We start from the raw sequence: 25,737 nt of genomic DNA, 5'->3' as shown, positions 1-25,737 counted from the left end.
CTGCGACTTCCCCCAAGCGGATCAGCAATGACTTTAGCCAGCGGCGAGCCTTGCGACTAATATCATCAAAGCCTTCAACCCATCGCAAAAAGGCATGCCTTGTGATTTCAACCCGTCAACTGCGCTATTTCGTGGAAATCGCCGAATGCGGCAGCTTCAGCGCTGCGGCAGAACGCCTGTTTGTCGCCCAATCAGCCCTTAGCCGGCAGATCAAGGAACTGGAAAGCCAGCTGCAAACCCCACTGTTCCAACGCACTGCCCGCCAGCCTCGGCTGACCGCCGCCGGTGAAGCCTTCCTGCCCAAGGCACGCAACCTGCTGAGCGAACTGCACAAGGCCGCCGAGCTGGCCACCCAGGTCGGCCAGGGGCAACTGGGCACTCTGCGCCTCAGTCACTCAAGCACCGTGCCCATGAGCGGCCGTCTGCTTGGGGGCATCAGCGAGTATCTACAGGCGTGCCCCGGCGCTTCGATGGACATCGTCAAGCTGTCGTCCGAGGCGCAGTTGCAAGAACTCGCCGAAGGCCGGCTGGATGCTGGCCTGCTGCGCCTGCCGGTACTGCGCCAATGCGAGGGAGTGCAAATCGTGCCCTTGTTCAGCGAACCCCTGCTGCTGGCATTGCCACCGCAGCATCCCCTGGCCCTTGATCCACCGGCCCACGGCGTGGAGCTTGCACAACTGCGTAACGAAGCCTTTATCTCCATCCCCCATCCCCAGCGTGGGGGTTTGAGCTATCTGTCGGCGCAGCTGTGCATGCGCCAGGGATTCTTTCCCAAAGCGGCGCGAGTGATGTCACGCAAGACCACTCAACTGCAGTTGATCCAGGCCGGTTTCGGCGTTGCCCTGCTGCCCGAATCGATGCAGGACATCGCCCCGGCCAACGTGCGTTTCCTGCCTCTGGCCGATAGCGATTGCCAGAGCACCGTCGCCCTCGCCTATCGGCAAGACACCACACCGCTGGTGGCGCAGTTTGTCGAACAGCTGCGCAATCATTGGCAATCGAATTGCATTGTTCCATGGACTGACAGCCCCTTAAACTGCGCCCCATGATTAAAGATCCCTTTGCACGACTCGGCCTGGACCGCGAGGTCCTCACTGTCACCCAGCTCAACGGCCGCGCCCGGGTGCTGCTCGAGGACGTGTTCAGCAACATCTGGGTCGAAGGCGAGATCTCCAACCTCGCTCGCCCGGCTTCCGGCCATGTCTACTTCACCCTCAAGGACAGCGGCGCCCAGGTGCGTTGCGCGCTGTTCCGGCAGAACGCCGCACGGGTCCGCCAGGCGCTGAAGGACGGCCTGGCGGTCAAGGTCCGGGGCAAGGTTTCGCTGTTCGAGGGGCGCGGCGACTACCAACTGATTCTCGACACCGTGGAGCCCGCCGGTGATGGTGCCCTGCGCCTGGCTTTCGATGCACTCAAGGAAAAGCTCAGCGCCGAGGGGCTGTTCAGTGCCGAACGCAAAGTGCCGTTACCGGCCCATCCGCAACGCATCGGCATTATCAGCTCCCCCACTGGCGCGGTGATCCGCGACATCATCAGCGTGTTCCGCCGCCGTGCGCCCCAGGTGGCACTGACGCTGATCCCCACTGCCGTGCAAGGTCGCGAGGCCACGGCGCAGATCGTCCGGGCCCTGCAACTGGCCGATGCCCGAGGCTTCGATGCCTTGATCCTGGCTCGGGGCGGCGGCTCTCTGGAAGACCTCTGGTGCTTCAACGAAGAGGCGGTAGCCCGGGCGGTGGATGCCTGCGTGACGCCGATCGTCAGCGCCGTCGGCCATGAAACCGACGTGTCCATCAGCGATTTCGTCGCTGACGTACGGGCCCCTACCCCTTCCGCCGCCGCTGAACTGCTGGCACCCGACGCCAGTGACCTGCAACACCGGGTCGACAGCCTGCATCGCCGCCTGGTGATGCGCATCCGCGACCGGCTGATGCGCGACCGCTTGCGCCTCGACGGTCTGGCCCGCCGCCTGCGCCATCCCGGCGAACGCCTGCGCCAGCAGGCACAACGCCTGGATGACCTGGATATGCGCATGCGCAGGGCCTTCGAGCGCAACCTCAATACCCGTCGCGAGCGCCTGATCCGCCTGGAAACCCGCCTCAGCGCCCAGCATCCGGGACGACAACTGGTCCTATTGCGCCAGCGCCTGGACAGCCTCGCCGAACGCCTGCCCCGAGCCATGCGCGAAGGCCTGAAAGCACGACGCCTGCAGTTGCACAGTCAGATGCAAACCCTGCATGTGGTCAGCCCCCTGGCCACCCTGGGACGCGGCTATAGCATTCTTCTGGACGACCGCGGCCACGCCATCCGCACTGCCGCACAGACTCGCAATGGCCAGCGCCTCACCGCCCGCCTGGGCGAAGGTGAACTGCAGGTGCGAGTCGAAGACAACCACCTGACGCCTGTCACTCTTTCTCTACTGGACTGATCCATGCCGCGCTTTCTCACTTCCCTGCTGTTGCTGTGCCTGGCCTTCAACGCCAACGCCGACAGCTACATCACTCGCCTGTTGAACAAACCCGTGCCTGGTGGCGTGGCGGTGGTGGACCTGGGCAGCGCAGCCCAGGCGCCCAAGGTCAGCTACCAGGGTAAACCCGTGCTGGTGGTGAAGGAGCAGAACAACTGGCTGGCCATTGTCGGTATCCCGTTGACGGTCAAGCCAGGCACCCAGCAGATCAGCGCCGGCAACCGCAGCCTGAACTTCGTGGTGGGCAGTAAAAAATACCCCGAGCAGCACATCACCCTGAAGAACCAGCGCCAGGTCAATCCAAACCCGGCAGACCTGAAACGCATCGATGGAGAACTGGCAGAGCAACTCCGTGCCTATCGCAGTTTCAGCCCCAACACCCCGAGCAACCTGCTGCTGGACAAGCCAGTGAACGGGCCGCTGTCGAGCAAGTTCGGAGTGCGCCGGTTCTTCAACGGCGAGGAGCGCAATCCCCACGCCGGCCTGGACTTCGCAGTGCCGGCAGGCACACCGATCAAGACTCCGGCTGCCGGCAAGGTGATCCTGACCGGCAACTACTTTTTCAATGGCAACACGGTGTTCGTCGACCACGGCCAGGGCTTTATCAGCATGTTCTGCCACATGTCGAAGATTGACGTGAAGGTGGGTCAGTCCCTGGCTCGCGGGGCAGTCGTCGGCAAGGTGGGGGCGACCGGACGCGCTACCGGCCCACACATGCACTGGAATATCAGCCTGAACGATGCCCGGGTCGATCCGGCAATCTTCATCGGGGCGTTTCAGCCCTGATCCCGAGCCCTCGTCGCCGGCAAGCCGGCCTCCCCTGAGAATTGCGCAGCCCATCACGACTGCGCAATCGTTAGTATTCTTTCAAAGAATAGGCAGCATAAAATCTCGATATAGATTCGATTTCGAGTATTCCTCTCAATTTTTTTCGACTGCTTGCCATCTCTCACCTCAGTGGTTAGGGTTGAGCACATGAAAACCTCTCACACCCTCATTCAGCGTCGTCAACACCGGAGCCTCTGCCTCGTCAGCGCACGACTGCCAGGCTGAATCGCGGTGCCTCATCCCCCTGCGTCAACACTGCACTCTTGACTCACCGGTAGGCCGCCTCTTTTCGGCCCGGACCATAAGGATTTCTCCATGACCATGCTCAAAGACCCCTCCTACAAGTACCGCGCGTTCCCGACCATCAACTTGCCGGACCGCACCTGGCCGTCGAAAACCATCACCCGCGCGCCGATCTGGTGCAGCTCGGACTTGCGTGATGGCAACCAGTCGCTGATCGAGCCGATGGATGCGGTCAAGAAGCTGCGTTTCTGGAAGACCCTGGTGGCCGTTGGCGTAAAAGAGATCGAGGCTTCGTTCCCTGCCGCCTCGCAAACCGACTTCGACTTCGTGCGCACCCTGATCGAAGGCGGCCACATCCCGGACGACACCACCATCCAGGTGCTGACCCAGGCCCGTGAAGACCTGATCGCCCGCACCTTCGAATCCTTGCGTGGTGCCAAGAAAGCCATCGTCCACCTGTACAACGCCACCAGCCCTTCGTTCCGCCGCATTGTCTTCAACCAGGACAAGGCCGGCGTGAAAGAAATCGCGGTGAACGCGGCCAAGCTGTTCGTCAAATACGCCGCCCAGCAGCCGGAAACCCAATGGCAGTTCGAATACTCCCCAGAAACCTTCAGCGCCACCGAACTGGAGTTCGCCAAGGAAGTCTGCGACGCCGTGGTGGAAGTCTGGAACGCGACGCCGACCAACAAGGTGATCCTCAACCTGCCGGCCACCGTTGAAGTGGCGACACCCAATATCTATGCCGACCAGATCGAGTGGTTCTGCCGCCACATCAACCGTCGTGACAGCGTGCTCATCAGCCTGCACACCCACAACGACCGTGGCACTGGCGTAGCCGCCACCGAGTTGGGCCTGATGGCGGGCGCCGACCGTGTCGAAGGCTGCCTGTTCGGCAACGGCGAACGTACCGGCAACGTCGACCTGGTCACCGTGGCCTTGAACCTCTATACCCAGGGCGTCGATCCGGAGCTGGACTTTTCCGATATCGACGGCGTGCGCAAAGTGGTGGAAGAGTGCAACCAGATTGCCGTGCACCCACGTCACCCATATGTCGGTGACCTGGTCCACACCGCCTTCTCCGGCTCCCACCAGGACGCGATCCGCAAGGGCTTCGCCCAGCAGAAAGCCGACGGCTTGTGGGAAGTGCCGTACTTGCCGATCGACCCGGCCGACATCGGTCGCAGCTACGAGGCGGTCATCCGCGTCAACAGTCAGTCGGGCAAAGGCGGTATCGCCTACCTGCTGGAACAGGAATACGGCATCAGCTTGCCGCGCCGCATGCAGATCGAGTTCAGCCAGGTGGTGCAACGTGAAACCGACCGCCTGGGTCTGGAGATGACCGCCCAGCAAATCCACGCGCTGTTGCACAGCGAGTACTTGCAGGCCAACACTCCGTACGCGCTGGTCAGCCATCGCCTGCAGGAAGAAAACGGCCACAGCGCCGTGGAAGTGGAAGTGTCGAGCAAGGGCCAGGGCGAAACCAACCTGAGCTGGCGCGGCAAGGGCAATGGCGCCCTGGAAGCCCTGGTGGCCGGTCTGCCGATTCCTGTAGAGATCATGGACTACAACGAACACGCCATTGGTGCGGGCACCAACGCCAAGGCGGCGGCCTACATCGAACTGCGGGTCAACGGTGAACGTGCGGTCCACGGTGTTGGTATCGACGAAAACATCACCACTGCCAGCTTCAAGGCGCTGTTCAGTGCCCTGAACCGCTCCCTGAGCGAGCAGGAAGCCAAGGCCGCTTAAGCAGCCCTGATAAAAAAGGCCCCGGGGAGTTCTGCTCCTCGGGGCCTTTTTGTATCTGGCCTTGAGCTAACTCAGGCATGCACATCGACGCTGAACATGGCCTGCAACAAGGCTGCCTGCAACACTTGCAAGGTGCTGTTGGTTACGGCGATCTGGGTCTGGATCTCCATCACTTGCTGGACTTTCTGCTCATCGCTGGCCTGCCCCTTCTCGACACTGGCCAATTGCGCCTGTTGCTGTGCCAGTATCTTCTGGGTCTGTTCGATCTGCTTCTGCAACTGCTTGACCGGATCGCCTCCGCCTTTCACCGCATCGATACTGGCATCCGCAGAGTTGACTCGCAGCTCCTGGTCTTCGGCGTCCTTGTTTTCAGCCACTGGCGCCAGCGGGCTGGTGCTGGTGTCTTCGGCTTCCCCCATCTTGGCTTTCGGCGCGGACAGCGGGTAAGGATTGACGACATTGGCATTGATGGTGGTCATGAGTGATTCCTCCTGAATGTCCGTCCTATCGGCTTTCATCCCTGAAGCTTGATATCGGCAACCTGTAAAAAAGTGTGCTGCCGCGCCCAATCCTTCTAGGTGAACATGAAGGTATCGGCGTCGAGATTCGCGGGAAAGCGTGCTCGATAGGCCGCCAACTCGCCGGCGTTCAAACGTACCTGGAACACCCCATCCGCCTCACCGGCACTGAGCAGGGTCTCGCCCTGGTAGTCCAACACCTGGCTGTCACCGGTATACGCAAAGCCCTTGCCGTCGGTGCCTACCCGGTTCACCGCAGCGACATAACACAGGTTTTCAATGGCTCGGGCCGGCAACAAGCGGTTCCAGTGCAGCCGCCGAGCCCCGGGCCAGTTGGCGGTGTACAGCAGCAGATCAGTGTCCTGGGCATCGCGGCTCCACACCGGAAAACGCAGGTCGTAGCAGATCAGCGGACGAATCCGCCACCCCTTGAGTTCGAACTGTACCTGGCGCTCACCTGGGGTGAAGTGATTGTGCTCGCCGGCCATGCGGAACAGGTGGCGCTTGTCGTAATGCCAGACTTCACCGTCGGGACGCGCCCACAACAGGCGGTTGCGATGGCTGCCGTCCGCCGCCTGGATGATGACGCTCCCCGTGATCACCGCATCGAGCCTCTTCGCCTGACAGCGCAGCCACTTGCTGGTGGGACCGTTCTCCGCCTCCGCCAAGGTGCTGGATTCCATGGAGAATCCGGTGGTGAACATTTCCGGGAGGATGATCAGATCCGCACCGCGGGCCTGCTCCAGCAACTGCTCGAAATGCTCGAAGTTGGCCTGGCGGTCATGCCAGGCCAGGGTGGTCTGGATCAATGCCAGATTCAGATCGGGTAACGCACTCAGATCACGCATAGTTTCTCCGCTGCCTGACGCAGCGTCTCCTCGCGCTTGGCAAAACACAGACGTACCAGACGCTGCCCCTGGGGCGGTTGCTGATAGAACACCGACACCGGAATGGCTGCCACGCCGTGTTCGCGGGTCATCCAGGTTGCCATGTCGACGTCATTCAAGTCTGGACGAATCTGCGAATAGTCCACCAGTTGAAAGTAGGAGCCGGCCACCCGGTTAAAGCTGAAGCGCGAAGGGCTCAGCAAGTCGCAGAACAGATCACGCTTGGCCTGGTAGAAGGCCGGTAGCTGCTCGACATGTTCCGGGCATTCGGCCATGAAGTCCGCCAGAGCGTACTGCAAAGGGGTCACGCCGCAGAAGCTGACATATTGATGCACCTTGCGCAGCTCGGCGCTCAAGGCCGGTGGCGCTACGACATAACCGGTCTTCCAGCCGGTCACGTGATAGGTCTTGCCGAAGGAGCTGACGACGAAAGCCCGCGGATACAGCTCCTCGTGGGCCAAAACGCTGACATGGGGGACACCGTCAAACACCAGATGCTCATAAACCTCATCGCTGACCAGGTAGATGTCGCGATCACGGATCAGCGCTGCCAGTTGATCCAGTTCGGCACGGCTGATCAAGGCTCCACTGGGGTTGTGCGGCGTGTTGAGAATGATCATCCGTGTACGCGGACTCAGGGCTTCGCCAAGTTTCTGCCAGTCGATGGCAAAGTCATCAAGGCCCAGTTGCACATGCACACAACGGCCGCCGGCCAGTTCCACTGCCGGCTCATAACTGTCGTAACAGGGATCGAAAACGATGACCTCGTCACCGCGCTGAATCACCGCCTGGATGGCACAGAAAATGGCCTGGGTGGCGCCCGGGGTGATGGTCACTTCGCTGTCGGCATTGACCTCGACGCCATAGCTGCGAGCGATTTTAGCCGCCACCTGTTGGCGCAAGGCCGGCAATCCGGTCATGGGGGCGTATTGGTTGTGGCCATTGGCGATATGCCGTCCAACAGCGTCACGCAAGGCTTGGGGACCCTCGAAATCAGGGAAGCCCTGAGACAGATTGAGCGCTCCGGTTTCAACCGCGAGCTGGGACATCTGCGTGAAGATGGTGGTGCCGACATTCGGCAGCTTACTGGTGATCATGAGGATTCCCTGCTGAACACCCGGCTCTACGACGGCGCGGGAGGTCCCGAGAATAGCCCAAACACCGGGCATGAAAAAGGGCGCATAAAGCGCCCTCTTACCCACACAAATCCCGGTCGCTCAGCGCTTGTCGCGGCGCTTCTTGTCGGCCTTCTTGTGGTGCGACATCAAGCGACGCTTCTTGTTGACCTGGCGGTCGGTCAGCGTGTTCTTGTTGCCTTCGTATGGGTTCTCGCCACCTTTGAACTCGATACGGATCGGCGTGCCCACCAGCTTCAGCACCCGACGGTAGGTGTTTTCCAGGTAACGCACGTAGGACTTGGGTACCTTCTCCACCTGGTTGCCGTGAATCACGATCAGCGGCGGGTTGGCACCGCCCAAGTGGGCGTAGCGCAACTTGATCCGACGGTTGTTGACCATGGGCGGCGCATGCTCGCCAACGGCGTCTTCGAGAATCTGGGTCAGGCGGCTGGTCGGCCAGCGGGTCACCGCCGACTTGAACGAGTTCTGCACCGACTGGTAGAGGTTGCCCACGCCCGTGCCGTGCAGTGCCGAGATGAAGTGGATATCGGCGAAGTCGACGAAGAACAATCGACGCTGCAGCTCGGTCTTCACATAGTCGCGCTCGCTTGGCTGCATGCCGTCCCACTTGTTCAGGGCGATCACCAGGGCCCGACCGGCTTCCAGGGCGAAGCCCAGCAGGTTCAAGTCGTGGTCCACCACCCCTTCCCGGGCGTCCATGACAAAGATCACCACGTTGGCGTCTTTGATCGCTTGCAGGGTTTTGACCACCGAGAACTTTTCAACTTCCTCGTGGATCTTGCCGCGCTTGCGCACACCGGCGGTGTCGATCAGCGTGTACTTCTCGTCGTTACGCTCGAACGGGATGTAGATACTGTCGCGGGTGGTGCCGGGCTGGTCGTAGACGATGACCCGGTCTTCACCGAGCATGCGGTTGACCAACGTGGATTTACCCACGTTGGGGCGGCCGATGATGGCGATCTTGATCCCGTCTTTCTCGCTCGGACCAGGAATGCGCTTGGCTTCCTCGCCTTCCGCGACGATCTCTTCCTCGCCTTCTTCCGGCTCGTCGGCGTCATCCTTGGGGAACTCGCTCAGGGCGATTTCCAGCATCTGGGTGATGCCGCGGCCATGAGCACCAGCGATTGGAATCGCGTCGCCCATACCCAGTGGCGCGAACTCGGCGCGGGCCATGTCCGGGTCGATGTTGTCGACCTTGTTGGCGATCACATAGGAGGTCTTGTTACGTTTGCGCAGGTGTTCGCCAATCATCTGGTCGGCCGCGGTAAACCCGGCCTTGGCGTCCACCAGGAACAACACCACATCAGCTTCTTCGATGGCCAGCAGCGACTGCTCGGCCATCTTTTCATCCATGCCATGTTCGTCACCGGAAATACCACCGGTGTCGATCAGAATATAGGTACGCCCTTGCCACTTGGCCTCACCGTATTGGCGATCACGGGTCAGACCGGACAGGTCGCCAACAATGGCGTCGCGAGTCCGAGTCAGGCGGTTGAACAAGGTGGACTTGCCGACGTTAGGTCGGCCCACCAGGGCGATTACGGGAACCATGCGGCTCTCCACTGCGTTAATTGCGAAAATACAAAAGCCGCTGCGAGGCAGCGGCTGGTGCTCGGGGCAGCACCTTGAAGTGCTGCGAACCTTGTCGAGACAAGGCCGCTTGGGGAATCAACCCCAAGCATAGTCAAACCATTACTTGATGGTCAGGGCTTCCAGTTTGCCGCTGTTGCCATACACATAAATCATGTCGCCCACCACCAGCGGACGAGCGCGCAGGCCATCGCTATCGATGCGGGTACGGCCGACGAAACGACCGTCCACCTGACTCAGCAGGTGCAGGTAACCTTCCAGGTCGCCCACCGCTACGTAGCTGGAGAAGACTTCCGGGGCCGACAGTTGACGACGGGCCAGGGAGTCGTTGCTCCACAGGGCCGTAGTCGAACGCTCGTCCACGCCTTCCACGGTGCCCGACGACAGGCTGACATAGACGCTGCCAAAACCTTGCGCCACACCGGCATAGCTGGAAGCGTCACGCTGCCACAGCGGACGACCGCTCTCCAGGTCCAGGGCAACCACACGTCCCTGATAGCTGGCGACGTACAGGGTACCGCCGGACAGCAGCAAGCCGCCGTCGATGTCCACTACCCGATCCAGCTCGGAACGGCCTTGTGGAATAGCGACACGCTGCTCCCACACCGGCACGCCGTTGCGGATATCCAGCGCCACCACCTTGCCAGTGGAGAGACCGGCCAGGGCCAGACGGTTGGTGGCCAACGGCGCACTCGTGCCCCGCAGGGTCAGTACCGCTGGAGTGCTGTCGTAGAGCCAGAGCTGGTTGCCGGTGCTGGCATCGAGGCCAATCACCCGGTCATCCTGAGTCTGGACCACGACCACGTCACCGTTGGTCGCCGGCGGAGCCAGCACTTCACTGGTGACCCGGGAGCGCCACTTCTCTTCACCGCTGGAAGCATCCAGGGCAACCACTTCGCCTTTCAGAGTGCCGATCATGACCAGGCCGTAACCCACTCCGACGGCGCCGGAAACAGGCAGTTCGAGATCCTTCTTCCATTTGACGTCGCCATTCATGCGATCCATGGAAACCACAACGCCAGTGACGTCGGCGGCATAGATGGTGTCACCATCGATCGCCGGCACCAGCATGTTGTAGGTTTCGCCCTGACCGTCACCGATCGAACGGCTCCACTGCTTCTGCAGGACCACTTCTTCTTTGAAGTCGACCAGCTCAGCCGGCGGCAGTTCTTTCTTGCTGTTGCTGCTGCAACCCGCGGCCAACAAGGCCAGAGCCAGCAATGCTGCATGTTTCCAACGGATCACGTCATGCATCCCCTTTGGCCAGGTCGTCCAGCTTGATTTGTAAGCCACCGACCGCCGCTTCATCCGAGAGCGCTGCCTTGGCTTTTTGGTATGCCGCATGGGCCTCATCCACACGGCCCAACTGGACCAGCAGATCACCCTTGAGTTCTTCGCGAGTCGCCAGGAACGCCTTGTCGGCATCACCCTCGAGCAGCTTCAAGGCCTCGTCAGCCTTGTTCTGCGCCGCCAGCACCTGGGCCAGACGCTGGCGCGCCACTTCACCCAGAGCCGGGCTCGCCGGCTTGTCAAGCACTGCTTTGAGCTGCGCCGCTGCGTCGTCCAGCTTGCCGGTGTCCACGGCTACCTTGGCCACGAACAGGTTGCCGTATTGCGCGTAGGCAGTACCGCCGAACTCGCTGTTGAGCTTGCCGGCCAGGTCTGCAACCCGGGCGGCGTCAGGCTTGCCATCTGGCGTCAGGGTGGTTTCCAGCAGTTGCTGATAGAGCACCGAAGCACCTTGCGACTGATTGTTCTGATACTTGTGCCAGGCCTGCCAGCCGAACACGATAACCAAGGCCAGCAGGCCGCCAGTCACCAGGGGTTTGCCGTTGCGCTGCCACCAGTCTTTCAATTCCGCCAGCTGTTCATCTTCGGTACTCGACACCCCAATACTCCTTATTCGCTAAATCGGCTGTTTGACAGCTTCAACCCTGCACGATGCAGGTGGCCAGGTGCGCGGCGAGCGCATCCCAGGCAATGCTTTGTTGTTCACCCTGGCCACGCAGGGGTTTGAAACCTACCACTTGCTGGGCCAGTTCGTCGTCACCAAGGATCAGCGCGTACAGCGCACCGCTCTTGTCGGCCTTCTTGAATTGGCTCTTGAAGCTGCCGGCACCGGCATTGATCTGCAGACGCAGGTTCGGCAATTGGTCTCGAACGCGCTCACTCAGCGCCAGTGCGGCCAGTTCGGCAGCCTCCCCGAAGGCGCAGAGGTAAACGTCGACCTGGCGCGAGATTTCTTGCGGGATCTGCTCCAGGGTTTCCAGCAGCAGCACCAGGCGTTCGATCCCCATGGCGAAGCCAACACCCGGTGTAGGTTTGCCACCCATTTGCTCGACCAGACCGTCGTAACGGCCGCCGGCACACACAGTACCCTGGGCGCCGAGTTTGTCGGTGACCCATTCGAAAACGGTCTTGCTGTAGTAATCCAGCCCGCGCACCAGCTTCGGGTTGATCACATAAGGGATACCCGCGGCGTCCAGACGGGCCTTGAGCCCCTCGAAGTGCACACGGGACTCTTCATCCAGGTAGTCGGCCAGCTTGGGCGCGTCCACCAGTACGGCTTGAGTGTCCGGATTCTTGGTATCGAGCACGCGCAGAGGATTGGTCTTCAGGCGACGCTGACTGTCTTCGTCCAGCTTGTCCATGCGCGCCGACAGGAACGCCACCAGCGCGTCGCGATAACGTGCGCGGGCCTCAGCAGTGCCCAGGCTGTTGAGTTCGAGCTTGACCGCATCACGGATGCCCAGCTCGCCCCACAGGCGCCAGGTCAGCACGATCAGTTCAGCATCAATGTCCGGACCGTCGAGGTTGAAAACCTCGCAACCAATCTGGTGGAACTGGCGATAACGGCCTTTCTGAGGGCGCTCGTGACGGAACATCGGGCCGATGTACCAGAGCTTCTGCACCTGGCCACCGCCAGTGATGCCGTGCTCGAGTACAGCGCGGACGCACGCCGCAGTGCCTTCCGGACGCAGGGTCAGGGAATCACCGTTGCGGTCTTCGAAGGTGTACATCTCTTTTTCGACGATGTCGGTCACTTCGCCAATGGAGCGCTTGAACAGCTCGGTGAACTCGACGATCGGCATGCGGATCTGCTTGTAACCGTAGTTATCCAGCAGACGCGCCACAGTGCCCTCGAAATAACGCCACAGGGGGGTCTGCTCGGGCAGGATGTCATTCATGCCACGAATGGCTTGCAGAGACTTGCTCACAAAAAATCCTTAAATACGTTCGGTTAGCCGCGAGCGATAAGCGCTGCGTCGGCTTCGACCTTTTCGGCCGCCTTCTGCCGGATCAGCTTTTCAAGCTCGTCCACCAGATTGTCATTGGTCAGTTTCTGCGCAGGCTTGCCGTCGATGTAGATCAGATTCGGCGTACCACCGGTCAGGCCGATATGCGCCTCTTTGGCTTCACCCGGGCCGTTGACCACACAACCGATCACTGCGACATCCAACGGCACCAGCAAGTCTTCCAGGCGCCCTTCCAGTTCGTTCATGGTTTTCACCACATCGAAATTCTGCCGCGAGCAGCTCGGGCAAGCGATGAAGTTGATGCCACGGGAACGCAGGTGCAGGGACTTGAGAATGTCGTAGCCGACCTTCACTTCCTCGACCGGGTCGGCCGCCAACGAGATGCGAATGGTATCGCCAATGCCTTCGGCCAGCAGCATACCGAGGCCGACGGCGGATTTCACCGTGCCTGAACGCAATCCGCCGGCTTCGGTGATCCCCAGGTGCAGAGGCTGGATGATTTCCTTGGCCAGCAAGCGATAGGCTTCGACGGCCATAAACACGTCGGACGCCTTCACGCTGACCTTGAAGTCCTGGAAATTCAGGCGCTCAAGGTGCTCGACGTGGCGCAGTGCCGACTCAACCAGCGCTGCTGGAGTCGGTTCGCCGTACTTTTTCTGCAGATCTTTTTCCAGGGAGCCGGCGTTGACCCCGATACGGATCGGAATTCCGCGGTCACGGGCGGCATCCACCACCGCACGCACCCGGTCTTCGCGACCGATGTTGCCGGGGTTGATCCGCAGGCAATCCACACCCAGCTCGGCTACGCGCAGGGCGATCTTGTAGTCGAAGTGAATGTCGGCCACCAGCGGCACCTTGACCTGCTGCTTGATGCGGCCGAACGCTTCGGCGGCGTCCATGTCCGGCACCGAGACCCGCACGATGTCGACACCGGCAGCTTCAAGGCGGTTGATCTGGGCGACGGTTGCGGCCACGTCGTTGGTGTCGCTGTTGGTCATGCTCTGCACCGCAATCGGGGCATCGCCACCGACCGGTACCGAGCCGACCCAGATCTTGCGGGACTCGCGACGTTTGATTGGAGATTCGCCGTGCATGACTTATTGACCTAACTTCAGGCGAGCGGTCTCGCCACTGGTGAACGGGGCGATATCCACCGCCTGACCGTTGTAAGAAATTTGTGCGCCACGGGCATACCCCAGACGTACGGCAAAAGGCGGCTTGCCGCTAACATCGACCGTTTCACCCTTGCGCTTCAGGGCACTGAGCAGAATCTTGCCATTGCCATCGATGACCTGGGCCCAGCAATCGGCACTGAACTGGATCTGCACCTGGCCCGCCCCGGCAACCGGAGAGGTAGGCGCCGCTGCAGTGGCAGGATTCGCTGGCGTAGCGGGTACGACAGGCGGAACCGGCGCCTGAACTGCAGGTGCGCTGACAACCGGCGCAACAGCCGGGGCAGCATGCGCAGGAGCGGTCGGAGTCGCAGGGGTCGCAATCGGAGCCGACGTTGCAGGCGCCACTGGGTTGGCAGGCGCCTCAGCGGCAGCCAGGCTCTGAGTTTGCGCGGCGTTGTCCTGGGCTTCGCTCTGACCTTCGGCGACGGCCTGGTCTTCCGGTTCGTCGATTGGATGGATCTGCGTGGTGCCGTCGGCCCCCTCAACCTCAACGTGCTCGGGACTCAAGGAGATCGGCTCCTTGCCGCGCAAGGAGGACTGATCCTGCCACCAGATGAAACCGCCACCCACCACGGCCACCAACAGCAGCAAGCTGACGATGCGCAGGATGGTGTGGGAAACCCGTACCGGCTCTTCGATACGACCCAGGGCATGAACGCTGCTGCCTTGGGAGTCGGTACCGGTGTATTGATCGAATTCCTGTACCAGGATGGCCTGGTCCATGCCCAGCAATTTGGCGTAGGCACGGATATAGCCGCGAGCAAAGGTATGCCCTGGCAGTTTGTCGAACGCGCCGGCTTCCAGATTGCTCAGGGAGCTCACGGTGAGGTTGAGCTTGTGGGCCACTTCAGCCAGCGACCAACCATTGCTTTCGCGGGCCTGACGCAGGGTCTCACCGGGGTTTACGCGAGTCACTGCTTGAACTTCGGGATGCGCCGCTTTCATCATTGCTCCGACAGGTATTGCTGATATTCCGGCGTACCGGGATAAAGTCGTTTTAGTTGCAGGCCGTAACTGGCGGCCTTGTCGCGATCTTCGAACACCGTTGCCAGCCGAACGCCGAGCAATAGACTACGTGCATTTTGCTCGCCGAGCAGGCTAAAACGATCGTAATAGTCGCGCGCGGGCACATAATGCCTGTCTTCGTAAGACAACTCAGCCATTTCCAGCAATGCGCGGGGCTGTTGGTGATTCAGGCGCAGGGCTTTTTCCAGTTGCAGTTGGGCCAGCTCACGCTGGCCCAGCTTGGAAGCGGTCATACCGAGGTTTTCGAACACCCGGGAACGCTCGGGGTACAGAGTATCAGCAGCGGCCTGCTCGAAGCGCTGATAAGCCTCTTTGTAACGTTTTTCTTCGAACAGGAAGCTGCCGTAGTTGTTGAGGATACGCGCACTGTCCGGACGGGCCGCCAGGGCTTGGCGAAAGTGCTCATCGGCCAGCGCAGGCTCCATCTCGGCCTGGAACACCAGCGCCAGGGCGGCGTTGGCATCAGCATCGGCAGGCGCCAGCTCCAGGGCCTTTTTCAACGGCACCTTGGCCCTTTCGCTCATCCCCTGCTGCAGATACCCCAGGCCCAGCTGTACGTAGGCCTCGCGCGCCTCATCACGGCCCTTGCTGGTGTTCATCGGACTGGAATCACCCGACAGAACACAGCCAGCACAGAGACTGGCAACAAGCAGGAGCAGCGCGAAGCGCAGGGTCATGGAGATCCTCTCTCAGGTACGGGTCGCGGCGCTTTGCGGCATATCGGCGTCGGCGCTCAGCTCACGCACGGCGATATAGCGTTCGCTACGGCGGGTGCGGTCCAGCACCTGCCCGACCAACTGACCGCAGGCGGCATCGATGTCTTCACCGCGAGTCGTACGCACGGTGACATTGAAACCGGCATGATGCAGTTGGTCCTGGAAACGACGAATGGCGTTGTTGCTCGGACGCTCGTAACCGGAATGAGGGAACGGGTTGAACGGGATCAGGTTGATCTTGCAAGGAATGTCCTTGAGCAACTCGATCATCTCAACCGCGTGTTCCAGCTTGTCGTTGACGTCCTTGAGCAGGGTGTACTCGATGGTCAGCACGCGCTTCTCGCCCAGGGAGGACATGTAGCGCTGGCAGGACTCCAGGAGCATCTTCAGCGGGTACTTCTTGTTGATCGGCACCAACTGGTTGCGCAACGCATCGTTGGGTGCGTGCAGGGACAACGCCAGGGACACGTCGATGTGCTTGGCCAGTTCATCGATCATCGGCACCACGCCGGAGGTGGACAGGGTCACACGGCGCTTGGAAATGCCGTAGCCCAGGTCGTCCATCATCAGGTGCATGGCGGCGATGACGTTGTCGAAGTTCAGCAGCGGCTCACCCATGCCCATCATCACCACGTTGGTGATGGCACGGTCGACGGTTGCCGGGACGCTGCCAAAGGATTTGTTGGCAATCCACACCTGGCCGATGACTTCGGCGGCGGTGAGGTTGCTATTGAAGCCTTGCTTGCCGGTGGAGCAGAAACTGCAATCCAGGGCACAGCCTGCCTGGGACGAAACGCACAGAGTGCCGCGCTTGCCCTGGGGAATGTACACGGTCTCGACGCAGCTGCCGGACGCCACGCGCACCACCCATTTGCGGGTGCCGTCGCTGGAGATGTCCTCGCTGACCACTTCCGGACCGCGAATCTCGGCAACGGCCTTGAGCTTCTCGCGCAAGGCCTTGCCGACATTCGTCATGGCGTCGAAATCATCGACGCCAAAGTGGTGAATCCATTTCATTACCTGACCGGCACGGAAACGCTTCTCCCCGATTGAGTCGAAGAATTTCTCCATTTCCGGTTGAGTCAACCCCAACAGGTTAGTTTTGCCGATCGATGTAGTCATGGTCTCACCCCTCACTCGCCAGCCTTACTCAGCGAGCGGTTACTTCAGTAGCTGCGAAGAAGTAAGCGATTTCGCGAGCAGCGGCAGCTTCGGAGTCCGAACCGTGAACGGCGTTGGCGTCGATGGATTCGGCGAAGTCAGCACGGATGGTGCCGGCAGCAGCTTCTTTAGGGTTGGTAGCGCCCATCAGCTCACGGTTGCGAGCAATGGCGTTTTCGCCTTCCAGAACCTGAACAACAACTGGACCGGAAGTCATGAAGGCAACCAGTTCGCCGAAGAAGCCACGCTCGCTGTGCTCAGCGTAGAAGCCTTCAGCTTCAGCCTTGGACAGTTGCTTCATTTTCGAAGCTACAACGCGCAGGCCGGCTTCTTCAAAACGGGAAACGATCTTGCCGATAACGTTTTTTGCAACAGCGTCAGGCTTGATGATGGAGAAAGTACGTTGAACAGCCATGGTGTAACTCCAGAAACGGTGATTAAAGCGAAAAATTAAACCCGCGAATTATACGCGGGTTTATAGGGATTGCCTAACTGCGTAGCCCGCGGATTCAGTCCGCTTCGTCGATCCAGGCGGCCTGAATTGCTTCAAGAACCTTCTCGCCTCCGCGAGCCGGATCGTCGCTGAACTCTGGCAGTGCCAGAACCCATTGGTGCAAGTCGACAAAGTTCACATAACGCGGATCCACATCCGGCTTGGAATCAGCCAGCTGGATCGCGATTTCCAGTACATCAACCCACTTCAGACTCATGACGACTCCTTGAATCAGTGCGGCGCTTCGGCGGCATGGTTGAGTGAGTACTTGGGAATTTCAACGGTCAGGTCTTCATCGCCAACGATGGCCTGGCACGACAGGCGCGACTGTGCTTCCAGGCCCCAGGCCTTGTCCAGCAAGTCTTCTTCCAGCTCGTCGGCTTCGTTCAGCGAGTCAAACCCTTCACGAATGATGCAGTGGCAGGTAGTGCAGGCGCAGACGCCGCCGCAGGCGCTCTCGATCTCGATGTGGTTGTCGTGGGCCACGTCGAGTACCGAAACACCAGGCTCGACCTCGACAACCAGACCGTCCGGGCAGAACACGGCGTGTGGCAGAAAAATGATCTGCGGCATCAGTTATTCCTCGATTTCATTCAGGTTGCGCCCCGCCAACGCGGCTTTCACCGTCGAATCCAGGCGGCGGGCAGCAAAGGCATCGGTCACTTGCGACAGACGCTTGGTCTGCTGCTCGATGGCGTAACCATCGGTACCACGCATCAATTCACTCAGCTCCTGCATCTGCAGCTCGATGACCATGCGCTCTTCAGCGTCCAGCAGGCGGTCACCGTCAGCATCCAGGGCGCCCTGCACAGCCTCGATCAGGCGCTGGGCATCAACCTGCTGCTCACGCAGCACGCGGGCCACCTTGTCGTCACCGGCGTACTGGAAGGAGTCCTTGAGCATCTTGGCGATTTCGCCGTCGGTCAGGCCGTAGGACGGCTTGACCTGAATGCTGGCTTCAACACCCGACCCCAGCTCTCGGGCAGAGACACTGAGCAGGCCATCGGCGTCGACTTGGAAGGTCACGCGAATCTTCGCGGCACCGGCCACCATCGGCGGGATGCCACGCAGCTCGAAGCGCGCCAGGGAGCGGCAGTCACTGATCAGCTCGCGCTCGCCCTGCAGCACATGAATCATCATGGCCGTCTGGCCATCCTTGTAGGTGGTGAAGTCCTGGGCACGGGCAACCGGGATGGTGGTGTTACGCGGAATCACCTTCTCCATCAGCCCGCCCATGGTTTCCAACCCCAACGACAGCGGAATCACGTCCAGCAGCAGCAATTCACCCCCTTCGCGCTTGTTGCCAGCGAGGGTATCGGCCTGGATCGCGGCACCAATGGCCACCACTTGATCCGGATCGATCTCGGTCAACGGCTGGCGACCAAACATTTCAGCCACCGCTTCACGCACACGCGGCACGCGGGTCGAACCGCCCACCATGACCACTGCCTGCACTTCGTCCAGCTCGACATTGGAGTCGCGAACGGCACGACGGCAGGCCTTGAGGCTGCGGGCAACCATAGGCTCGATCAGGGCGTCGAAGGCCTCGCGAGTCAGGGCGGCGCGCCAATCGCCATGCACCACTTCCACGGATGCAGCACTGGTCAGGGCTTCCTTGGCCGCACAGGCGGTTTGCAACAGATTGCGCTGGGTGCCTGGGTCAAGGTCGGCGGACAGGCCCGCGCCCTCGATGATCCAGCCGGCAATGGCGTGATCGAAGTCGTCACCACCCAGGGCCGTATCGCCACCAGTAGCCAGCACCTCGAAGACACCGCCGGTCAGGCGCAGGATGGAAATATCGAAGGTACCGCCGCCCAGGTCATAGATCGCCACCACACCCTCGGCGTGCTGATCCAGACCGTAAGCCACGGCAGCTGCGGTCGGCTCGTTGAGCAGGCGCAGCACATTCAGGCCAGCCAGTTTGGCCGCATCCTTGGTGGCTTGACGCTGGGCATCATCGAAATAGGCCGGAACGGTAATCACCGCACCTACCAGCTCGCCCCCCAGGGCCGCCTCAGCACGCTGACGCAAGACCTTGAGCACTTCAGCCGATACCTCCACCGGGCTTTTCGGCCCCTGGATGGTCTCGATGAACGGCATATGCGACTCACCATCAACGAAGCGATAAGGCAGTTGCTCACCCAATTGCTTGACGTCGGACAGGCCGCGCCCCATCAGGCGTTTGACCGAGAGCACAGTGTTCAGGGGATCGCTGGACGCAGCCAGGCGGGCGGATTCACCCACTTCGACGCGGTCGGCGTGATAACGCACGGCCGACGGCAGAATCACCTGACCCTGCGCGTCAGCCAGAGGCTCGGAAAGACCACTGCGCAAGGCAGCGACCAGCGAATTGGTAGTGCCCAAGTCGATCCCCACAGCCAGGCGACGCTGGTGCGGTTGAGGACTTTGGCCGGGTTCGGCGATCTGCAGTAGGGCCATGCTTATCTGGACTTATCTGTATATCAGGCGTGCGACCGGAGCGGCACTGGGTTAATCGTCGAGGCGCTCTTCTAACTGGCGCACTTCGTAGGTGAGCTTGTCGAGGAACTGCATGCGCCGCATCAGGCGTTCGGCCTGCTCGCGTTGCGCCGCATCATCCCAACAGGCTGCGAAGCTTTCGTTCAGTTCATCCTGTGCAGTCTTGAGTCGACGCTTGAATGCTGCCACTCCAGCCAGGTCGGCGCTGTCCTGCAAGTCTTCGAGTTCTTCGCGCCATTGCATCTGCTGCAGAAGAAACTCCGGATCATGCACCGTGACTTCCAGCGGCAACTCACCGCCATTCAAGGCCAGAAGATAACGAGCACGCTTTGGCGGACTCTTGAGGGTCTGGTAAGCCTCGTTGAGGCTTGCCGACTGCTCCAGGGCCAGACGTTGCTCGCGCTCGGAAGCATCGGCAAAACGGTCTGGATGAACCCCACGCGCCAACTCACGGTAGCGCGCAGCCAACTGCTCGAGATCCAGACGGAAGCTCGGTTGCAGTTCAAATAAAGCGAAATGACAAGGAGTACCCACAAGAAGCCTCAGATGTTGAAGCTTTCGCCGCAGCCACATTCACCGCGCACGTTGGGGTTGTTGAACTTGAAGCCTTCGTTCAACCCTTCCTTGACGAAATCAAGCTCGGTGCCGTCCAGATAGGTCAGGCTCTTTGGGTCGATGATCACTTTCTCGCCGTGACTTTCGAACACCTGATCGTCCTCGCCGATCTCGTCGACGAACTCCAGCACATAGGCAAGGCCGGAACAGCCTGTGGTGCGAACACCCAGACGAATCCCATCACCCTTGCCGCGCCCATTGAGGGAGCGTCGCACGTGTTGAGCAGCCGCTTCTGTCATGCTGATAGCCATCGTGACTCCTTACTTGTCGCCAAATCTGTGAAAGCCGATCGATCAGATCAGGCCTTTCTTCTGCTTGTAGTCGCGAACGGCGGCCTTGATGGCGTCTTCGGCGAGAACCGAGCAGTGGATCTTCACTGGAGGCAGGGCCAGCTCTTCAGCCAGCTGAGTGTTCTTGATGGTTTCGGCTTCATCCAGCGTCTTGCCCTTCATCCACTCAGTGGCCAGGGAGCTGGAAGCAATGGCGGAACCGCAGCCATAAGTCTTGAACTTGGCGTCTTCAATGATGCCCTGCTCGTTGACCTTGATCTGCAGGCGCATCACGTCGCCGCAGGCTGGAGCGCCGACCATGCCGGTGCCGACATCCGGATCTTCCGCGTTCATCTTGCCGACGTTGCGCGGGTTCTCGTAGTGGTCGATGACCTTTTCGCTGTAAGCCATGATTCTTAATCCTCACTCATCAGAGAGTCGCTCTTGGGTTCTGCAAATCGCCGTTATCGGGACGCTCTACAGAACCCTGTGCGGCGACTTATATTCAGTGCGCCGCCCACTCGATCTTCGAGATATCGACGCCATCTTTGTACATGTCCCACAGCGGCGACAGAGCGCGCAGCTTGGTAACGGCTTCGCAGACTTTCTGCGCCGCGTAATCGATTTCTTCCTCGGTGGTGAAGCGGCCGAAGGTGAAGCGGATCGAGCTGTGAGCCAACTCGTCGTTACGGCCCAGGGCACGCAGCACGTACGAAGGCTCGAGCGAAGCCGAAGTACAGGCCGAACCGGAAGACACTGCCAGATCCTTGAGGGCCATGATCAGCGACTCGCCTTCAACGTAGTTGAAGCTCAGGTTCAGGTTGTGCGGTACACGAGCCGTCATGCTGCCATTGATGTACAGCTCTTCCAGGTGTTCAACCTGCTTGTAGAAGCGATCGCTCAGGGCCTTGATGCGCGCATTTTCGGCGACCATGTCTTCCTTGGCGACGCGGAAGGCTTCGCCCATGCCGACGATCTGGTGAGTGGCCAGGGTGCCGGAACGCATGCCGCGTTCGTGACCGCCGCCGTGCATGGTGGCCTCCAGGCGCACGCGAGGCTTGCGGCTGACGTACAGCGCGCCAATGCCTTTAGGGCCGTAGGTCTTGTGGGCAGAGAAGGACATCAGGTCGACTTTCAGGGCCTGCAGGTCGATTTCGACCTTGCCGGTGGACTGAGCGCCGTCGACGTGGAACAGAATACCTTTGGAGCGGGTCAACTCGCCGATGGCGGCAATGTCGTTGATGGTGCCGATTTCGTTGTTCACATGCATGATCGAAACCAGGATGGTGTCGTCACGCAGGGCCGCTTCAACCATGGCCGGAGTGATCAAGCCATCTTCGCCTGGCTCGATGTAAGTCACTTCAAAGCCTTCACGCTCGAGTTGGCGCATGGTGTCCAGGACAGCCTTGTGCTCGATTTTCGAGGTAATCAGGTGCTTGCCCTTGGTGTGATAGAAATGCGCGACCCCCTTGATGGCCAGGTTGTCGGACTCGGTTGCACCGGAGGTCCAGACGATTTCACGCGGATCAGCGTTAACCAGGTCGGCCACTTGGCGACGGGCATTCTCCACCGACTCTTCGGCCTTCCAGCCGAACACGTGAGAGCGGGACGCCGGGTTACCGAAGTTTCCGTCGACCAGCAGGCATTCACTCATTTTTTGCGCAACACGCGGATCGACCGGCGTGGTCGCTGAGTAATCAAGGTAAATCGGCAATTTCATGGACTCTCTCCTAAATCAGGCTGGCTGGCGTGCCGCTAGCTCTTTGGCTGTCATTCGACGGCGGACGCTTCAATCTTGTCCAGGCGCGGCGCCTTGCCATTACAACGGCGCTGGTCCTGACGCTGGGCTACTTCTTGTACCTCACGGCGAGTAACAAGATCAGCCAAGCTGATACCGCTCAGAAATTCGTGAATCTGCAGGCTCAAGTCGCACCACAGGTGATGGGTCAGGCAGGTGTCGCCGGCATGGCAATCACCCAGCCCCTGGCATTTGGTTGCATCGACCGATTCATTCACCGCATCGATCACCTGAGCCACCTGAATCCCCTGCATGTCACGGGACAGCTGGTAGCCGCCACCAGGCCCCCGGACGCTGGACACCAGGTTACTGCGGCGCAGTTTGGCGAAAAGCTGTTCGAGGTAGGACAAGGAGATGCCTTGGCGCTCAGAGATATCGGCCAGGGAGACCGGGCCATGTTGCGCGTGCAACGCCAGATCAAGCATGGCGGTCACGGCGTATCGGCCTTTAGTAGTCAGTCGCATGGACAAGTACCACGGAGTTTCGGAATGGACGCGAGTATGCAATACCCGAGTAATCGAGTCAACTATAAGACCAACTACTTTAGTCGGGTTTACCCGCAAAAGAGCGCGCGAATCATAGCAAAGTCCGCGACGTAATGGCACAGCAGGATGGCAACACCTGACCTGCGGGCCACTCAAAGGGTATTAGGTCCTTTCGCTAGCAAGCCGGCCCACAGAGGGGGCCGGTTTTGCGCCATCAGCCGACCTGACTGCCGTCCTTGCCTTTGACTTCAGCGAAGTCTTCTTCACGCAATTGAGGCAGATCCTTGGCACAGTAATCACTGCCCAGATCCTTCAGCGCGCCACACATATCCTCCAGACGACCGTCGACTGCCTGCAGGTGATCCAGCAACTGCCCGATAGCCCGAGCCACCGGATCCGGCATGTCCTCGCCGACACCGTAGGCATCGAAACCGAGTTTTTCCGCCATGGCCTTGCGCTTGGCCACCTGCTCGTCGCTGGACTTCATGATGATCCGCCCAGGAATGCCCACCACCGTCGCTCCGGCCGGCACCGCCTTGGTCACCACCGCGTTGGAACCGACCTTGGCCCCCGCCCCCACAATGAAGGGACCCAGCACCTTGGCGCCCGCCCCCACCACCACACCGTCTTCCAGGGTCGGATGGCGCTTGCCCTTGTTCCAACTGGTGCCACCCAGGGTCACCCCTTGATAGAGGGTCACGTCATCACCGATCTCGGCGGTCTCGCCAATGACAATGCCCATGCCATGGTCGATAAAGAAGCGGCGGCCGACTTTGGCTCCCGGGTGAATTTCGATCCCGGTCAACCAACGACCGAAGTTCGACACCAGCCGCGCCAGCCATTTCCAACCCATGCCCCACAAGGCGCCGGACAAACGATGAATCCAGATCGCGTGCATGCCTGGGTAGCAGGTCAACACCTCAAAGGCATTGCGCGCCGCCGGGTCACGATGAAACACGCTTTGGATATCTTCACGCAGACGCTCGAACATCACTGATCCTTCCGCTTTTGTAGCTCTCCACGGGCCGCTTTCTGGGTTTCCGTGAGAATGCCACGCAATATATTCATTTCCGCCCGGCTGACCGAGCTGCGACCGTATAACCGACGCAGGCGTGCCATCAAGTGCCGCGGTTTTTCCGGATCGAGGAAGTCGATGGCCACCAGCGTCTGCTGCAGATGCTCGTAGAACCGCTCCAACTCATCCATGGTCGCCAGCTCTTCACTGCGCGGCGAAGCCACTTCATCCTTCTCTACCTTGGTTGGCCGGCCTTGGGCCGCCAGCCAGGACATGCGCACTTCATAGGTCAGCACCTGCACCGCCGTGGCCAGGTTCAGCGAGCTGAACTCCGGGTCCGACGGGATATGCACGTGGAAATGACATCGCTGCAGCTCATCATTGGTCAGGCCGGAATCTTCACGACCGAACACCAGGGCGATCTGCGCACCCTGCCCGGCTTCCTCGACCACCTTGAGACCGGACTCACGCGGATCAAGCAAGGGCCAGGGAATGCGCCGGTCACGAGCACTGGTACCAAACACCAGCGTGCAACCCGCCAATGCCTCCTCAAGGGTGGCGACTACCTGGGCATTGGCCAGGATATCGGTGGCACCGGAGGCACGCGCATCCGCCTCGTGAGACGGAAATACCCGGGGCTCCACCAGCACCAGCCGCGACAAGCCCATGTTCTTCATGGCACGCGCAGCCCCGCCGATATTGCCGGGATGACTGGTATTGACCAGGACGACACGAATGTTCTGCAGCAAGGGAGGCGCTCTCGGACACGATAAGGGGGAGCAAATCTTACCGAACAGGCAAGACTCCCGCCTCAAAAATAACCACCCGACAGATTCCAGCGCTCCAGAAAGGCGCCCAGCAACCGGCACAAACACTCGCCACCGGAGAACGCCACACAGCGGATCAATGCAATCAAAGCGAACACCAGCCTTCATCTGCAAAAGTTTTCTGCTAGAATGCTCGGCTTTCTTTAACAACCTTAGGTGACCTATCCATGCAGCCAATGCTGAATATCGCGCTGCGCGCCGCCCGCAGCGCCAGTGAATTGATTTTCCGCTCCATCGAGCGCCTGGATACCATCAAGGTCGACGAAAAAGACGCCAAAGACTACGTATCCGAAGTTGATCGCGCTGCCGAGCAGAAGATCATCGACGCGCTGCGCAAGGCCTACCCGACCCACGCCATCCTCGGCGAAGAGACCGGCCTGCACGCTGGCAGCGGCGAAGGCGAAGACTACCTGTGGATCATCGACCCACTGGACGGCACCACCAACTTCCTGCGCGGCATCCCGCACTTTGCCGTGAGCATCGCCTGCAAATACCGTGGCCGCCTGGAACACGCCGTGGTCCTGGACCCGGTTCGCCAGGAAGAATTCACCGCCAGCCGTGGCCGTGGTGCCCAGCTGAACGGTCGCCGCCTGCGTGTCAGCGGCCGCACCAGCCTCGACGGCGCCCTGCTGGGCACCGGCTTCCCATTCCGTGACGACCAGATGGACAACCTGGACAACTACCTGGGCATGTTCCGCGCCCTGGTTGGCCAGACCGCCGGCATCCGCCGCGCTGGTGCTGCAAGCCTGGACCTGGCCTACGTGGCCGCCGGTCGTTTCGACGCCTTCTGGGAGTCGGGCCTGTCCGAATGGGACATGGCCGCAGGCGCCCTGCTGATTCAAGAAGCCGGCGGCCTGGTGAGCGACTTCACCGGCGGTCACGACTTCCTGGAAAAAGGCCACGTGGTAGCTGGCAACACCAAATGCTTCAAAGCGGTCCTGACCGCCATCCAGCCGCACCTGCCGGCCTCGCTGAAGCGCTAAGCGCCAGCGACAAAAAAA

27 protein-coding genes are annotated in these 25,737 nt (G+C 60.6%); 5 read left to right on the top strand and 22 right to left on the bottom strand.

Annotation, left to right across the window (positions count from 1 at the left end; translation table 11 throughout):
* Window positions 1-101 precede the first annotated feature (101 nt).
* From Q8O96_RS06925 to leuA, 4 genes are all read left to right on the top strand, one after another.
* A complete protein-coding gene (locus Q8O96_RS06925) occupies window positions 102-1,049 on the top strand; it encodes a LysR family transcriptional regulator (RefSeq protein WP_305948590.1) in 948 nt (315 codons plus the stop codon).
* Window positions 1,046-2,425 carry an exodeoxyribonuclease VII large subunit gene (gene xseA, locus Q8O96_RS06920; protein ID WP_305948589.1) on the top strand — a complete coding sequence of 460 codons (1,380 nt, stop codon included), beginning with the start codon at window positions 1,046-1,048 and terminating at the stop codon, window positions 2,423-2,425. Before Q8O96_RS06925 ends, xseA begins: the two co-directional genes overlap by 4 nt.
* Window positions 2,426-2,428: 3 nt before the next feature.
* Window positions 2,429-3,250, top strand: coding sequence for a M23 family metallopeptidase (locus Q8O96_RS06915; protein WP_102860408.1), 822 nt, complete (start codon window positions 2,429-2,431; stop codon window positions 3,248-3,250).
* Between the two features lie 357 nt (window positions 3,251-3,607).
* Window positions 3,608-5,287 (top strand): 2-isopropylmalate synthase, encoded by a 1,680-nt coding sequence (gene leuA / locus Q8O96_RS06910; protein WP_305948588.1) that lies wholly within the window; start codon window positions 3,608-3,610, stop codon window positions 5,285-5,287.
* Between the two features lie 71 nt (window positions 5,288-5,358).
* Here leuA and Q8O96_RS06905 read toward each other — a convergent pair whose 3' ends face one another.
* The 22 genes from Q8O96_RS06905 to trmJ form a co-directional block, all read right to left on the bottom strand.
* Window positions 5,359-5,766 carry a hypothetical protein gene (locus Q8O96_RS06905; protein ID WP_102860406.1) on the bottom strand — a complete coding sequence of 136 codons (408 nt, stop codon included), beginning with the start codon at window positions 5,764-5,766 and terminating at the stop codon, window positions 5,359-5,361.
* Window positions 5,767-5,861: 95 nt separating this feature from the next.
* Window positions 5,862-6,653, bottom strand: a complete 792-nt coding sequence (locus Q8O96_RS06900) for an amidohydrolase (protein WP_305948587.1) — start codon at window positions 6,651-6,653, stop codon at window positions 5,862-5,864.
* Window positions 6,641-7,789, bottom strand: a complete 1,149-nt coding sequence (locus Q8O96_RS06895) for a pyridoxal phosphate-dependent aminotransferase (RefSeq protein WP_305948586.1) — start codon at window positions 7,787-7,789, stop codon at window positions 6,641-6,643. The genes Q8O96_RS06900 and Q8O96_RS06895 overlap by 13 nt, the downstream gene beginning before the upstream one ends.
* A gap of 120 nt (window positions 7,790-7,909) precedes the next feature.
* On the bottom strand, window positions 7,910-9,382 hold the full coding sequence (der, locus tag Q8O96_RS06890; RefSeq protein ID WP_011063203.1) for a ribosome biogenesis GTPase Der: 1,473 nt from the start codon (window positions 9,380-9,382) through the stop codon (window positions 7,910-7,912).
* 141 nt (window positions 9,383-9,523) lie between these two features.
* Window positions 9,524-10,675, bottom strand: coding sequence for an outer membrane protein assembly factor BamB (gene bamB / locus Q8O96_RS06885; protein ID WP_102860403.1), 1,152 nt, complete (start codon window positions 10,673-10,675; stop codon window positions 9,524-9,526).
* Window positions 10,668-11,309: a tetratricopeptide repeat protein gene (locus Q8O96_RS06880; RefSeq protein ID WP_102860402.1), complete on the bottom strand. Its 642-nt coding sequence runs from the start codon at window positions 11,307-11,309 to the stop codon at window positions 10,668-10,670. The genes bamB and Q8O96_RS06880 overlap by 8 nt, the downstream gene beginning before the upstream one ends.
* 40 nt (window positions 11,310-11,349) lie before the next feature.
* Window positions 11,350-12,639: a histidine--tRNA ligase gene (gene hisS, locus Q8O96_RS06875; RefSeq protein ID WP_102860401.1), complete on the bottom strand. Its 1,290-nt coding sequence runs from the start codon at window positions 12,637-12,639 to the stop codon at window positions 11,350-11,352.
* 23 nt (window positions 12,640-12,662) lie between these two features.
* On the bottom strand, window positions 12,663-13,772 hold the full coding sequence (gene ispG, locus Q8O96_RS06870; protein WP_016968333.1) for a flavodoxin-dependent (E)-4-hydroxy-3-methylbut-2-enyl-diphosphate synthase: 1,110 nt from the start codon (window positions 13,770-13,772) through the stop codon (window positions 12,663-12,665).
* A 3-nt stretch (window positions 13,773-13,775) separates the two neighbouring features.
* Complete coding sequence (locus tag Q8O96_RS06865; RefSeq protein ID WP_207166488.1) at window positions 13,776-14,798, bottom strand: RodZ family helix-turn-helix domain-containing protein; 1,023 nt, start codon at window positions 14,796-14,798, stop codon at window positions 13,776-13,778.
* On the bottom strand, window positions 14,798-15,556 hold the full coding sequence (gene pilW, locus Q8O96_RS06860; RefSeq protein WP_102860399.1) for a type IV pilus biogenesis/stability protein PilW: 759 nt from the start codon (window positions 15,554-15,556) through the stop codon (window positions 14,798-14,800). The genes Q8O96_RS06865 and pilW overlap by 1 nt, the downstream gene beginning before the upstream one ends.
* 12 nt (window positions 15,557-15,568) lie before the next feature.
* Entirely contained in the window at window positions 15,569-16,717 is a 1,149-nt protein-coding gene (gene rlmN / locus Q8O96_RS06855; protein ID WP_102860398.1) for a 23S rRNA (adenine(2503)-C(2))-methyltransferase RlmN, read from the bottom strand.
* Window positions 16,718-16,745: 28 nt separating this feature from the next.
* Window positions 16,746-17,171 (bottom strand): nucleoside-diphosphate kinase, encoded by a 426-nt coding sequence (ndk, locus tag Q8O96_RS06850; protein WP_025129556.1) that lies wholly within the window; start codon window positions 17,169-17,171, stop codon window positions 16,746-16,748.
* Between the two features lie 94 nt (window positions 17,172-17,265).
* Window positions 17,266-17,466 carry a Fe-S cluster assembly protein IscX gene (gene iscX / locus Q8O96_RS06845; protein ID WP_102860397.1) on the bottom strand — a complete coding sequence of 67 codons (201 nt, stop codon included), beginning with the start codon at window positions 17,464-17,466 and terminating at the stop codon, window positions 17,266-17,268.
* A gap of 14 nt (window positions 17,467-17,480) precedes the next feature.
* On the bottom strand, window positions 17,481-17,822 hold the full coding sequence (gene fdx, locus Q8O96_RS06840) for an ISC system 2Fe-2S type ferredoxin (protein WP_025129554.1): 342 nt from the start codon (window positions 17,820-17,822) through the stop codon (window positions 17,481-17,483).
* Between the two features lie 3 nt (window positions 17,823-17,825).
* Window positions 17,826-19,688: a Fe-S protein assembly chaperone HscA gene (gene hscA, locus Q8O96_RS06835; protein ID WP_102860396.1), complete on the bottom strand. Its 1,863-nt coding sequence runs from the start codon at window positions 19,686-19,688 to the stop codon at window positions 17,826-17,828.
* Window positions 19,689-19,739: 51 nt separating this feature from the next.
* Window positions 19,740-20,261, bottom strand: coding sequence for a co-chaperone HscB (gene hscB, locus Q8O96_RS06830; protein ID WP_011063215.1), 522 nt, complete (start codon window positions 20,259-20,261; stop codon window positions 19,740-19,742).
* An 8-nt stretch (window positions 20,262-20,269) separates the two neighbouring features.
* Entirely contained in the window at window positions 20,270-20,593 is a 324-nt protein-coding gene (gene iscA, locus Q8O96_RS06825) for an iron-sulfur cluster assembly protein IscA (RefSeq protein ID WP_007929524.1), read from the bottom strand.
* Between the two features lie 42 nt (window positions 20,594-20,635).
* Complete coding sequence (iscU, locus tag Q8O96_RS06820) at window positions 20,636-21,022, bottom strand: Fe-S cluster assembly scaffold IscU (protein WP_007929523.1); 387 nt, start codon at window positions 21,020-21,022, stop codon at window positions 20,636-20,638.
* 94 nt (window positions 21,023-21,116) lie between these two features.
* A complete protein-coding gene (locus Q8O96_RS06815; RefSeq protein ID WP_102860394.1) occupies window positions 21,117-22,331 on the bottom strand; it encodes an IscS subfamily cysteine desulfurase in 1,215 nt (404 codons plus the stop codon).
* Between the two features lie 50 nt (window positions 22,332-22,381).
* The gene (iscR, locus tag Q8O96_RS06810) at window positions 22,382-22,873 is read right to left on the bottom strand and encodes a Fe-S cluster assembly transcriptional regulator IscR (protein ID WP_011063217.1); all 492 of its coding nucleotides are present in this window, start codon (window positions 22,871-22,873) and stop codon (window positions 22,382-22,384) included.
* Window positions 22,874-23,108: 235 nt separating this feature from the next.
* The gene (cysE, locus tag Q8O96_RS06805; protein ID WP_305948585.1) at window positions 23,109-23,885 is read right to left on the bottom strand and encodes a serine O-acetyltransferase; all 777 of its coding nucleotides are present in this window, start codon (window positions 23,883-23,885) and stop codon (window positions 23,109-23,111) included.
* Window positions 23,885-24,658: a tRNA (cytosine(32)/uridine(32)-2'-O)-methyltransferase TrmJ gene (gene trmJ, locus Q8O96_RS06800; protein ID WP_102860392.1), complete on the bottom strand. Its 774-nt coding sequence runs from the start codon at window positions 24,656-24,658 to the stop codon at window positions 23,885-23,887. Before trmJ ends, cysE begins: the two co-directional genes overlap by 1 nt.
* 245 nt (window positions 24,659-24,903) lie before the next feature.
* On the opposite strand from trmJ, the gene suhB reads away from it, so the two are divergent.
* The gene (suhB, locus tag Q8O96_RS06795) at window positions 24,904-25,719 is read left to right on the top strand and encodes an inositol-phosphate phosphatase (RefSeq protein ID WP_011063220.1); all 816 of its coding nucleotides are present in this window, start codon (window positions 24,904-24,906) and stop codon (window positions 25,717-25,719) included.
* Window positions 25,720-25,737: the final 18 nt, after the last annotated feature.

This window comes from Pseudomonas sp. LPH60 (assembly GCF_030718165.1).
In the GTDB taxonomy this organism is placed as follows: Bacteria; Pseudomonadota; Gammaproteobacteria; order Pseudomonadales; family Pseudomonadaceae; genus Aquipseudomonas; species Aquipseudomonas danubii.
The sequence above is the reverse complement of the archived record's forward strand: the minus strand, read 5'-3'. Positions and strand labels throughout refer to the sequence as shown.